The 11,760-nt window shown below is 49.9% G+C and carries 10 protein-coding genes; 4 read left to right on the top strand and 6 right to left on the bottom strand.

The window, feature by feature from the left end; genetic code table 11:
* Positions 1-22: 22 nt before the first annotated feature.
* From ACO0LF_RS21380 to kbl, 3 genes are read right to left on the bottom strand one after another with little or no spacing between them, the layout of a single operon-like run.
* The gene (locus tag ACO0LF_RS21380) at positions 23-1,405 is read right to left on the bottom strand and encodes an L-serine ammonia-lyase (RefSeq protein ID WP_423017687.1); all 1,383 of its coding nucleotides are present in this window, start codon (positions 1,403-1,405) and stop codon (positions 23-25) included.
* Positions 1,406-1,438: 33 nt separating this feature from the next.
* Positions 1,439-2,419 (bottom strand): NAD-dependent epimerase/dehydratase family protein, encoded by a 981-nt coding sequence (locus ACO0LF_RS21375; RefSeq protein ID WP_423017685.1) that lies wholly within the window; start codon positions 2,417-2,419, stop codon positions 1,439-1,441.
* A gap of 9 nt (positions 2,420-2,428) precedes the next feature.
* A complete protein-coding gene (gene kbl / locus ACO0LF_RS21370; protein ID WP_423017683.1) occupies positions 2,429-3,634 on the bottom strand; it encodes a glycine C-acetyltransferase in 1,206 nt (401 codons plus the stop codon).
* A 214-nt stretch (positions 3,635-3,848) separates the two neighbouring features.
* On the opposite strand from kbl, the gene ACO0LF_RS21365 reads away from it, so the two are divergent.
* The 4 genes from ACO0LF_RS21365 (at position 3,849) to thrC (ending at position 9,567) form a co-directional block, all read left to right on the top strand.
* Positions 3,849-4,421 carry a helix-turn-helix domain-containing protein gene (locus ACO0LF_RS21365; protein WP_423017680.1) on the top strand — a complete coding sequence of 191 codons (573 nt, stop codon included), beginning with the start codon at positions 3,849-3,851 and terminating at the stop codon, positions 4,419-4,421.
* Between the two features lie 134 nt (positions 4,422-4,555).
* Positions 4,556-6,862 (top strand): FdhF/YdeP family oxidoreductase, encoded by a 2,307-nt coding sequence (locus ACO0LF_RS21360; RefSeq protein ID WP_423017678.1) that lies wholly within the window; start codon positions 4,556-4,558, stop codon positions 6,860-6,862.
* Between the two features lie 11 nt (positions 6,863-6,873).
* Entirely contained in the window at positions 6,874-7,986 is a 1,113-nt protein-coding gene (fdhD, locus tag ACO0LF_RS21355; protein ID WP_423017676.1) for a formate dehydrogenase accessory sulfurtransferase FdhD, read from the top strand.
* A 120-nt stretch (positions 7,987-8,106) separates the two neighbouring features.
* Positions 8,107-9,567: a threonine synthase gene (gene thrC / locus ACO0LF_RS21350; protein ID WP_423017674.1), complete on the top strand. Its 1,461-nt coding sequence runs from the start codon at positions 8,107-8,109 to the stop codon at positions 9,565-9,567.
* 79 nt (positions 9,568-9,646) lie between these two features.
* Here the strand turns inward: thrC and ACO0LF_RS21345 are convergent, their stop codons facing one another.
* The 3 genes from ACO0LF_RS21345 to ACO0LF_RS21335 all read right to left on the bottom strand — a co-directional run bounded on the left by ACO0LF_RS21345 (position 9,647) and on the right by ACO0LF_RS21335 (position 11,757).
* On the bottom strand, positions 9,647-10,117 hold the full coding sequence (locus ACO0LF_RS21345; protein ID WP_423017672.1) for a DUF6265 family protein: 471 nt from the start codon (positions 10,115-10,117) through the stop codon (positions 9,647-9,649).
* 19 nt (positions 10,118-10,136) lie between these two features.
* Positions 10,137-10,721 (bottom strand): glutaredoxin family protein, encoded by a 585-nt coding sequence (locus ACO0LF_RS21340; protein ID WP_423017670.1) that lies wholly within the window; start codon positions 10,719-10,721, stop codon positions 10,137-10,139.
* Positions 10,722-10,797: 76 nt separating this feature from the next.
* Positions 10,798-11,757, bottom strand: a complete 960-nt coding sequence (locus ACO0LF_RS21335) for a GlxA family transcriptional regulator (protein ID WP_423017667.1) — start codon at positions 11,755-11,757, stop codon at positions 10,798-10,800.
* Positions 11,758-11,760: the final 3 nt, after the last annotated feature.

The raw sequence follows: 11,760 nt of genomic DNA, 5'->3' as shown, positions 1-11,760 counted from the left end.
CTTCAGTATGATTTCTTATTTGTCAGCAAGCTGCGTAATTGACGGTGACTACATGCACAGCCAGGCCACCCAGGGAGGTTTCCTTGTACTTGGCTTGCATGTCAAAACCTGTCGCACGCATGGTTTCTATTACATCATCCAGACTGACATGATGCGTGCCATCACTACGCAAGGATAATGATGCTGCAGTAATTGCCTTGACTGCGCCCATGCCATTGCGCTCTATGCAGGGGATTTGCACCAGGCCACCGATAGGGTCACAAGTCATACCCAGATGGTGTTCTATGCCGATTTCTGCTGCCGATTCAATTTGCTCGTTGCTACCACCAAGGGCAGCTGTCAAACCGGCCGCCGCCATGGCGCAGGCGACGCCGACTTCGCCCTGGCAACCAATTTCAGCACCGGAGATCGAGGCATTCTTTTTGCACAGCATACCTATGGCAGACGCTGCCAGCATGAAATTACGTATGCCTTGCTCAGGATGACTGGGTTTGCAGTCTTCTGCGTAATAGCGCAACACAGCCGGGATAATGCCAGCAGCACCATTGGTGGGCGCAGTGACCACGCGGCCGCCAGCGGCATTTTCTTCATTGACGGCCATGGCATACAGACTCACGCGGTGCAGGCCATCATGTGGCAATACATCAGCCGTTTCATTAGCCGCACGCCATAATTTGGCAGCGCGACGCTTGACATGCAAGCCACCTGGCAATTCGCCAGACGTTTGTAAGCCACGAGAGATGCAACCCTTCATGACTGACCAGATTTTATCCAGGCCAGCATCGAGTTCTTCGTCGCTACAGTGTACGTTTTCATTGGCGCGCAACATGTCGGTGATGGACAAGCCTGTGCGTTTGCCATGGGCCAGCAATTCAGCCATGGTGCCAAAGGGGTAGGGCAGGGGTTTTCTTTCGCCACTCTCGTCAGAGTCAGGATTTGCCAGTTCTTCTGCCGAATAGATAAAGCCGCCGCCTGTGGAATAATATATTTTTTCAAAACTGCTGCCATCATTGCGCGTCAGTATGAATTTCATGCCATTCGGGTGGCCGGGCAATACTTCTTGCTTGAACCAGAGTATATCTGCGGCAACATCAAATTTGACCGGGTATTCACCCAATAAATTCATTTTGCCTGAACTGGCCAGGGCTGCCAGCTTTTCATCCACGCTTTCAGGAACGAGGTCCTGCGGTGTCTCACCCATCAAACCCAGTAAAACGGCCTTGTCTGTTGCATGGCCATGGCCAGTCAGTGCGAGAGAACCATATAAGGCGACCTGTACTTTGGACGCCTTATACAAATCGGCAGATTCAAGTAAAAACCTGCGGGCTGCCAGCATGGGGCCGACCGTATGGGAGCTTGATGGGCCCACGCCTATTTTAAATAATTCGAATACACGCATGTCCATCAATTCACCTCTTTACTTGTCTCTGTTAATTATTTATGCCGCCTGGCCCAACTCCTTCAACGCCTTTTGATCGACACGAATGTTTTTCAGCATGTCTTCCACCAGTTGTTGCAGGCCTACTTGTGCTTGCCAGCCCCAGTCGGCGGTCGCTACGCTGTCATCCAGGCTTTGTGGCCAGGAGGCGGCGATGGCCTGACGGCTGTCAGGCGCGTAGTGTATGTCAAATGCGGGCAAATTTTGTTTGATTGCAAACGCTAATTCCCGTGGATTAAAGCTTAAACCTGCAACATTGTAGGATGAACGTATAGAAAGTTTGGCAGCCGGTGCATCCATCAATGAGATCGTGGCGCGTATGGCATCCGGCATATAAATCATGGGCAGGGTGGTTTCTGACTCCAGGAAGCACTCATATGTCTTGCCCAGCAGTGCCGAGTGGAAAATGGCGATCGCATAATCCGTAGTGCCACCACCCGGAGGTGATTTATAGCTGATGATGCCAGGGTAACGTATGCTGCGCACGTCGACGCCATATTTCTGGAAATAATATTCGCACAGGCGTTCGCCAGCCAGTTTGCTGATGCCGTAGATAGTGCTGGGATCCATTATCGTATATTGCGGCGTATTGACTGCTGGCGTATTTGGGCCAAATGCGGCAATCGATGATGGCCAGAATACTTTCAGTGGTTTGCCGGCTTCATTGCGGGTGCGTGCCAGTTCCAGGATGTTGAGCAAGCCATCCATGTTCAGTGTCCAGGCTTTCAGCGGTGCTTGTTCGCCAGTGGCGGACAGCATGGCTGCCAGTTGATACACCTGGGTGATATCGTATTGCACCACGACTTGCGCCAGTCTCTCAGGGTTCAAGACATCAATGACTTCATAGATTTTTGCGCCATACAGGCTTTCAGGCCTGATATCGGCGGCGACTACATTGTCTGCGCCATGCTGGTTTGCCAATGCTTCCACCAACTCACTGCCGATCTGGCCGTTGGCACCGATCACTAAAATACGTTCCATGGATATCCCTTACTTAATGATGTTTAATTCGCGACCAGCCTGGGCAAATGCAGCCAGGGCAGTATTCAATTGTTCAGTCGTATGGGCAGCGGACAGTTGTACACGCACACGGGCTTGCCCCATGGGAACGACCGGATAAAAGAAGCCAGTCACCAGCACGCCCAGTTCATACAGGCGCGCGGCAAATTTTTGCGCAACCGGTGCATCGAACAGCATGACGGGGACGACAGGATGGGTACCCGGCTTGATGGTAAAGCCCAGTGCTTCGATTTCACGACGGAAGTGCGCAGTGTTGGCATGCAGGCGGTCACGCAATTCAGTCGAGCTGGACAAACGCTCCAGTACAGAAAGGGAGGCACCAGCTATCGAGGGTGCCAGGGTATTGGAAAACAGGTAAGGGCGGGATTTTTGACGCAGTGTGTCGATGACTTCCTTGCGTGCGGCCGTGAAACCACCCATGGCACCACCCAGTGCTTTTCCCAAAGTACCAGTAATAATATCTATGCGGCCCAGAACATTGTGGTGTTCATGGGTGCCACGCCCAGTCGCGCCCATGAAGCCGGATGCATGGCATTCATCGATCATGACCAGTGCATCATATTTATCAGCCAGATCACAGATCTTGTCGAGCTGGGCGATAGTGCCATCCATGGAGAACACGCCATCAGTGACGATGATGCGGTGGCGCTTCTCAGCAGCAGCTATCAATTGTTTTTCCAGGTCAGCCATATCATTATGGGCATAACGGAAGCGAGCTGCCTTGCACAGGCGTATGCCATCTATGATGGATGCATGATTCAGTGCATCTGAGATGATGGCGTCATTTTCATCGAACAAGGGTTCAAATACACCACCATTGGCATCAAATGCGGCAGCATAAAGGATGCAGTCTTCCGTGCCCAGGAAGGCAGATAAGGCTGTTTCCAGTTGTTTGTGCACGGTTTGCGTACCGCAAATAAAACGTACTGAGGACAGGCCATAACCATATTGCTCAGTAGCGGCTATAGATGCCTGTACCATGGATTCATCACCAGACAGACCCAGATAATTGTTCGCGCATAAATTAATGAGTTTGCGGCCATCATCACAAGTGACTTCAGAACCCTGACGGGAAGCAATCACGCGTTCTGGCTTGTACAAGCCTTGCTCGCGCAAATTGTCGAGATTGCTGGCCAAGCCGTTGATGAAGTTTGTTCTGGAAGTGGTTTGACTCATGGTGGTGTCCCCCGTGTATCTGGTGTGTTGCTGTGCACTTTGATCTTTGTTTGCCAGTTTTTGATGAAATGCTGGCAATTCCTTATCTATAGATCAAAGGCACTGTTACACTATTGTTGGAAATTCCTAAAATATTTGAATAATTCAATATCTAGAACTAAAGTTCGATATATCGAATATTAAGCTAGCTTATACACTTGATGCAAGAGCCTTTATGAAAAAAGTTCTACCTAATACGCCGCCAGAAGTTGGCGCGACTTTGCAAAAAATGCGTCTGGAGCGTGGTTTGACGCTGGAAGATTTATCGCGTACGGCTGGCGTGTCGAAGTCCATGTTGTCGCAGATAGAAAGGGAAAAGGCTAATCCCACTATAGCTGTTGCATGGAGATTGGCAAATGCTTTGGGTGTCAGCATTGCGGAACTATTGTCATCTGAGTCACCCAAACTTGACCCCATCCGAGTATTGGAAGCACACGAAACACCGACATTGCCAGGTGAGCATGCTGGCTATGTGCTGCGCATACTGGGACCTATGGAGCTGGCGGGTAAATATGAATGGTATGAACTGACCCTCGCACCTGGCGGCGCCCTGGTGTCAAATTCGCATGATCCGGGTGCTTCAGAGCACTTGACTTTGCTCAATGGCAGTGTCGAGGTTGAAGTGGAAGGCACGCGCAAGAAACTCAAGCTGGGTGCTACGGCACGTTATGAAGCAGACAAAAATCATGCTATCCGCAATCTCGGTAAAACTGAAGCCAAAGCCTTGCTCGTCGTCATTCATCGCTAATAGCCATAGTCATACTCTTATGCGGATTCTGGTAAGATTTAGCCTGTAATCTTGTTTGCCACATAATATTTTGCCGCAGGGCTGCAATTATGCTTGTGGTAATAGCCTTTGTTGTGTGGAGATAATAAGCAAGTATGAGCAAGAATAAAACAATTCAAGTGTATAACAGGCCAGCAGGTGGCTGGGGCGCGTTAAAAAGTGTAGCTCAACAGATATTTGAGCAAGGCATACCCAAGAAGGGCGCTTTGACTCTGTTGTCCGCCAACCAGCCCGATGGCTTTGATTGTCCGGGCTGTGCCTGGCCAGATGCGGATCACACTTCTACCTTTGAGTTTTGCGAAAACGGCGCCAAGGCAGTTGCTGCTGAGTCGACCGCCAGGCGTGCCACGCCGGAAGTGATTTCCAGCTATACCGTCAGTGAATTGTCAGAAAAGTCAGATTATTGGCTGGAATCCCAGGGCCGCCTGACTCATCCCATGCTCTATGACCGCACCAGCGACAGATATCAGGTCATTAACTGGGACCAGGCTTTTGACACCATTGCCAGGCATCTCAATGCCTTGCCCAAGCCTGACGATGCGATTTTTTATACTTCAGGTCGCACCAGTAATGAAGCAGCTTTCCTGTATCAATTGTTTGTACGTGAATTTGGTACTAATAATTTCCCTGATTGTTCGAATATGTGTCACGAACCATCAGGCTTTGCCATGCGTGAAGCTATCGGCATAGGCAAGGGCACGGTATTGCTGTCAGATTTCCAGCAGGCTGATGCGATTTTGATTTTTGGACAAAATCCAGGGACCAATCATCCGCGCATGCTGGGTGAGTTGCGCGCTGCGTCCAAGCGTGGTGCTGCCATTGTCTCTTTCAATCCCTTGCGCGAGCGTGGCCTGGAGAAATTCCAGAACCCGCAAAATGCGCTGGATATGCTGACAGATCAGGCATCCACTATTTCGTCTGACTATTTTCAATTGAAAATTGGTGGTGACCTGGCGACAGTCAAGGGCATGATCAAATGTGTGCTGGAAGCAGATCAACTGGCGCAAGCTGAAGGGCGACACAGAATTATCGATGTCGAATTCATCGCCGAACATACCGCCAATTTTGAGCAATTTGCTGCTCAAGCACTTGCAGAACCCTGGGACGTGATTGTCAGGGAGTCTGGCCTCGACAGGGCGCAGATACAACGCGCTGCAGATACCTATATGAGCGCTGGCAAGGTCATCGCTTGCTGGGGCATGGGCATAACCCAGCACAAGCATTCCGTAGCAACTATACAGATGATCGTCAACCTTTTACTCTTGCGCGGCAATATTGGCCGTCCTGGGGCTGGGCCTTGTCCTGTCCGGGGCCATAGTAATGTGCAGGGTGATCGTACCATGGGCATAGTGGAAAAACCGAAGCCAGCCTTCCTTGAGCGTCTGGGCCAGGTATTTGATTTCCAGCCACCGCAAAAACATGGCTACGATACCGTAGGCGCCATACAGGCCATGCTCAATGAAAGTGGTAAGGTGTTTTTTGGCATGGGCGGCAATTTCGCAACGGCCACCCCGGATACTGAAGTGACGCACAAGGCCTTGAGAAACTGTGTATTGACAGTGCATGTGACAACCAAGCTCAATCGCAGCCATTTGATCTGCGGCGAGAGTGCCATTATCTTGCCTTGCCTGGGACGTACTGAAATCGATATCCAGGAAACCGGGCCGCAAACCGTGACGGTTGAAGATTCCATGAGCATGGTGCATCTGTCGTCTGGCATTAACCCACCCGCATCGGCAGACTTGTTGTCTGAAGTGGCGGTGGTTGCTCGTCTGGCGCAGGCGACACTCAAAGATCGCAGCAAAACGCAGTGGGCTTGGTTGCAGGCCGACTATAGCCGCATACGCGACAAAATCGCTGCTGTGTTCGATGATTTTGCCAATTTCAATGAGCGCGTCCAAGTACCAGGTGGTTTTCATTTGCGTAATACTGCATCTGAGCGCGTATGGATGACGGCTACAGGCAAGGCCAATTTCAATACTCATGCTGTACCTGTTGATTTGCCCATACATCAGGCGCGCAGGAAAAGACAATCGCCAGTCTTCAATCTGGCGACCATGCGTTCACATGATCAATTCAATACCACCATCTATGGTATGAATGACAGGTATCGCGGTGTATTTGGTGAGCGTCGTGTTTTGTTCATCAATAAAGATGATATCAAGGCACTGGGCATGCAAGCAGGTGACTGGATAGATATGGAAAGCCTGTGCGATGATGGCGTGCAACGACGGGCAAAGCGCTTCATGCTGGTTGAATACAATATTCCCCAGGGCTGTCTGGCCGCCTATTTCCCGGAAACCAATGGCCTGGTGCCCTTGTCCAGTTTTGCCGATCATGCACGTACACCTACCTCGAAATCGATACCTGTGATCATACATACCCATCACGCCCAGGTTTAATGCGGGGTTAAATGAATTCACTGGATAATTTGCAAGATAAACTCGGCCTTGAACTCATGGCTGAGTTAAGCAATCATACTGAGGCAGTGTCCTTGCCTCGCCTGTGCAAGCGTCTGGGGGTGAGGCAGAGCTCCTTGTTACGCTGTATCGCCTATCTTGGTGAGCAAAGTGTGGGGCAGCATCAGGGGGCTGGCTGGGTAAAGCTGGAACAAGATGGTGAGCGCAGTATGCTGAGCCTGACAGAAGCTGGTCGGCAGGTATGCCAGGAAATTGCCGCGCCTGCAGAGGATGAAGCCGTCTCGACGGGCGTCAGGCAACATCAGGTGCAAAGAGTCAGTTTTCATGGCCAGGCAAGCATGACGCTGCTGGATCAGGTGGCAGTAGAAGTGCCGGTTGCCCTAATTTACAACGGTATTTCCCACGCAGTCATGCTGACTACACCTTTGGATCTGGAAGACTTTGCTTTGGGCTTTAGCTTATCTGAAGCGATTGTTGACGATACCAGTGAGATTTATGAGATTGAATGCATTTCCAATCCAGATGTGCCTGGCATAGAAGTACAAATGCGTATCTCGGCAGCACGCTTTGCGACCCTGAAAGAGCGGCGGCGCAGTCTGGCGGGCAATACTGGTTGCGGCCTGTGTGGGAAAGACAGCTTGCAGGCTTTGCCCATGCAACTACCGGCGATCAAGACTGCACTTGTCGAACAATTATCATCAGCCAGCTTATACAAGGCCTTGCAGGCGTTGAATGCACGACAAGTTATTAATTCACAAACAGGCGCAGTCCATGCTGCTGCCTGGGTAGACATGCAAGGTGAGATACTGGCCTTACGCGAAGACGTGGGGCGACATAATGCCCTGGATAAATTGCTTGGCGCTTTGGCAAACGCCAAAACTGCTCCTAAAGCATCTGATCCAGGCTTTCTCTTGATGAGTAGCCGTATCAGCTATGAACTGGTGCAAAAAGCAGCACGCGCCAATATTGCCATTCTGGCTGCATTGTCTGCACCCACCTCGTTAGCGATTGATCTCGCCGGGCAAGCGGGCATTTGCCTGTTAGGCTTTGTCCGCGAGCATGGTTTTGTGGTCTATTCTCACCCGGAAAGACTGCAGGCCGAATGAAGCAGGCATGAAAATGGATTTTTGCCAAATTTACAGAGGTTTCAAGAACCTAGGAAAGTTATAATAGGAAGAATATTCGCTTTATTCTTCCCATCAATCTTTCCCTCATCCTGTCGACTTATGCAATACGCTTCAACACGCGGGCATACCGCAGCACAAAATTTCTCGGAAATACTCTTAGGTGGTCTGGCTCCTGATGGCGGCCTTTACCTGCCAACAAGCTACCCGCAAGTCACTGATGTCGAGCTGGATGCCTGGCGCAAGTTGTCTTATGCCGGGCTGGCATTTGAAGTCTTGAAAAAATTTGCAACGGATATTCCGGAAGCAGATTTGAGAGCACTGGCAGAACAGACTTATACCTCGGATGTGTATAAAAATGCACGTAGCGATGAATCCGCTGCGCAAATCACGCCCTTGCGTGTATTGCAGGACAAGAATGGCCGCAAGCTGGTATTGCAAGCCCTGTCCAACGGCCCGACCCTTGCATTTAAAGACATGGCCATGCAATTGCTGGGTAATTTGTTTGAATACACCCTGGCAAAGAATGGCGCAGAACTGAATATTTTTGGTGCAACCTCTGGTGACACTGGCAGCGCTGCTGAATATGCAATGCGCGGCAAAAAAGGCATACGTGTTTTCATGTTGTCCCCGCACAAGAAAATGAGCGCCTTCCAGACTGCACAAATGTTCAGCCTGCAAGATCCGAACATTTTCAATATCGCTGTCGAAGGCGTCTTTGATGATTGCCAGGACATGGTCAAGGCAGTCTCAAATGATCTGGAATTCAAAAACCGCCAAAAAATAGGCACCGTCAATTCCATCAACTGGGCGCGTGTGGTGGCACAGGTTGTGTATTATTTCCGTGGCTATCTGAGTGCAACGACCAGCAATGAACAAAAAGTTTCGTTCACTGTACCCTCTGGTAATTTCGGCAATATCTGCGCTGGCCACATTGCCCGCATGATGGGTTTGCCTATTGATAAGCTGGTCGTGGCGACTAATGAAAATGATGTGCTGGATGAATTTTTCCGCACAGGTATTTACCGTGTACGTAAATCGGCTGAAACCTGGCATACCACCAGCCCATCCATGGATATCTCCAAGGCTTCGAATTTTGAGCGCTTTATCTATGATTTACTGGATAGGGATGCTAGCCGCGTTGCGGCTTTGTTCAAAAAAGTCGAAACCGAAGGCGGTTTTGATTTGTCTGGCAAACCAGGCAGCGACGGTAACGAGTTTGGCAAGATCGCCAAGTTTGGTTTTGTTTCTGGCAAATCAGTGCATGCAGACCGCTTGCAAACCATACGCCAGGTAGAAAAAGAATTTAACATCACCATTGACACCCATACCGCAGATGGCATCAAGGTTGCCCTTGAACATTTGCAAGAAGGCGTCCCCATGGTCGTGCTGGAAACTGCTTTACCTGCAAAATTCAATGAAACCATCAAGGAAGCTTTAGGTCGCGACGCGGAGCGCCCAGCAGGCTTTGAGAATATCGAAGCTTTGCCGCAACGCTTTGAAGTCATGACTGCTGATGTGACTGCGATGAAAGCCTTTATCGCAAAACATACCGGGCTGTGATTGTCACTTCTCCCGTTTGAATGGCAATAAAAAACCGCAGAGATGCGGTTTTTTATTGCCAGATGTATTCGATGAGAGCTTATCTGCTGCAAGGTATTTTTTGCATGGGGAAGTCTATGCCTTTTTCCTGGTCTTTGATTTTCCCTTCTATGCGTCCCAGCAGGCTGCCATCTGCATTCAACTGATAAATGACGCGCTGCGGGAATTCTGGTCTGGGGTTTTCAAAGACCACTCTTTGTTTGTCGAGTGACAATAATTGAAAACTGGCTTCCGGCTTGCCAGAAGGGATAGCCGTGAATGTCAGGCTGTCGGCATTTTCCAGTATGCGCATGAATTCCCAGGCGACTGTTTTGCCTTTGCGCACTGTACGCCCCATGCCCAGCATGCTGCCACCGGCAGGGGCCAGCCAATGTTCTTCAGAGCCCGTTTCAGCCCCCGCAGCTTGCCAGCAGCCTTGTAACCATTGCACATCTTGTATGCTATTTCCTGCCCAACTGGTACTGCAAGATAACATACCGATGCTTAAGAACAGCATGGATTTCAGTCGCATATAGCCTCCAATCAGGGTATCAAGCTTTGTTTAACCACTGGTCCAGTTTTTTACGGATTTCGCTCTCTTCAAATCCCTCAATAACATCATTATCTATGGTGATGACCGGGATACCTTTTTTACCAAATTTACTGTAAGAATTGTAGTCTTCCTTACTTTTTTCCACATCCAGGTCTGTATATGCTATGCCGTTCGCTTTGAAAAAGCTTCTGGCTGCAATGCAATAACCACACCAGCCAGTGCCATACAATGTGACGACTGGCTGTTGCAGGGTTTGCCCGGTAGTTTTGGATGCCCTTGCGTTTCTTGCTTCCGCCAGATTTTGTGCCGCAATTGCCTCTTGTTTTTTGGTTTTCTTGTAACTGATATAGCCCTGCAAGCTAATGCCACTAAAAATGACCAGTGCGATCAGCCATTTTCCGGCACTGGAAGACGAAGCTTCATTTACCTGACTATTCCTGTTGCTGCGGGCGGGACTTCTGTTATGGGCTCCAGGCAGGTCGCCCGCTTTATTGTAGGCGACCTGGCAGGATGGACATTGCCACTCAGGACAATCGTCGGTTTCCTTGCGTATATAACTACATTTTGGGCAGATGCGCAGCATACTATCTATCTATAAAAATTAATCCGGGTAAATTAATAATCCAAGTCTGGCCCGGATAAATCGTCAACGCGACAGTTTATCTGAATTGCGAAGCTGAAGGCGGGGCAGGGAAGTGCATATTCCAAATGCGCCTGAATTGCCTTGCAGAACCAAAACCAGATGCCTCAGCGATGCGTTCTATCGACCAATCCGTATTGCTTAAGAATTTACTCGCCAATGATAAACGAAGTGAAGTCAGATAGGCTTGTATTGATACTTCAGTATGTAGCTTGAAGACACGTGTGGCATGGCGACTACTGCTGCAGGCAATATTGGCCAGCTCAGTTAAATTCCATGAATGTGCCGGGTCTTTCACCATCGCATCTTGCATTTTATGCACGGCAGGATGCAGGTGGCTACGGTGTTTCAGCCAGGGGGATAATTGCGGATCATTCCCGGAGCGGCGCATATACACCACCAGGTTGCGGGCAACGGCGCTGGCTGTCAGTGGCCCGGTCAGCTCACTGACCAGATGCAGTACCAGGTCTATGCCCGCAGTGACACCGGCACTGCTACTAATACGACCATCTTCAACAAAAATACGGTTTTCTTCTACCTTGATAGAGCTGTCTATGCTGGCCAGTTCGTGGCAATGATTGTGATGGGTAGTCGCCTTATGTCCGCGCAATAAGCCTGCGTGCGCTGCCAGCAAGGCACCAGAGCAAATACAAACCAGTCTGTGGCTGGTCTGCACGTGTTGCGCCAGCCATTTGATGGCGACTTGTGCATCGGGTAGTGCATACACTTCATTGCCGCCAATCAGGCCAGGTAAAACCAGAATCGCATCTGCGTCAAATTGTGCTGGCAAAGCTTGCAGAGGTCCAAGCTGCAAGCCCACGGATGAATTGATATTTTGTTGCGGACTGATGAAATGCAGCTCAAAACCTACTTCATCCTGATAACGGTTGGCGAATAAAAGCGCATCCGCTGGCCCGGCTATGTCCAGCAACAAGGTATCCGGTAGTAATAAAAAGTAAACTGCTTGTGTGCGAGGCATGAT

This window comes from Undibacterium sp. Di27W (assembly GCF_049340345.1).
GTDB lineage: Bacteria > Pseudomonadota > Gammaproteobacteria > Burkholderiales > Burkholderiaceae_D > Undibacterium.
Note: the sequence above shows the minus strand (reverse complement) of the source record. Positions and strands in the feature narration are given on the sequence as shown.

Bases quoted from the DNA above. Each gene is read 5' to 3' on its own strand.
- ACO0LF_RS21380 (WP_423017687.1), bottom strand. From the start codon at position 1,405: ATGGACATGCGTGTATTCGAATTATTTAAAATAGGCGTGGGCCCATCA.
- ACO0LF_RS21375 (WP_423017685.1), bottom strand. From the start codon at position 2,419: ATGGAACGTATTTTAGTGATCGGTGCCAACGGCCAGATCGGCAGTGAG.
- kbl (WP_423017683.1), bottom strand. From the start codon at position 3,634: ATGAGTCAAACCACTTCCAGAACAAACTTCATCAACGGCTTGGCCAGC.
- ACO0LF_RS21365 (WP_423017680.1), top strand. From the start codon at position 3,849: ATGAAAAAAGTTCTACCTAATACGCCGCCAGAAGTTGGCGCGACTTTG.
- ACO0LF_RS21360 (WP_423017678.1), top strand. From the start codon at position 4,556: ATGAGCAAGAATAAAACAATTCAAGTGTATAACAGGCCAGCAGGTGGC.
- fdhD (WP_423017676.1), top strand. From the start codon at position 6,874: ATGAATTCACTGGATAATTTGCAAGATAAACTCGGCCTTGAACTCATG.
- thrC (WP_423017674.1), top strand. From the start codon at position 8,107: ATGCAATACGCTTCAACACGCGGGCATACCGCAGCACAAAATTTCTCG.
- ACO0LF_RS21345 (WP_423017672.1), bottom strand. From the start codon at position 10,117: ATGCGACTGAAATCCATGCTGTTCTTAAGCATCGGTATGTTATCTTGC.
- ACO0LF_RS21340 (WP_423017670.1), bottom strand. From the start codon at position 10,721: ATGCTGCGCATCTGCCCAAAATGTAGTTATATACGCAAGGAAACCGAC.
- ACO0LF_RS21335 (WP_423017667.1), bottom strand. From the start codon at position 11,757: ATGCCTCGCACACAAGCAGTTTACTTTTTATTACTACCGGATACCTTG.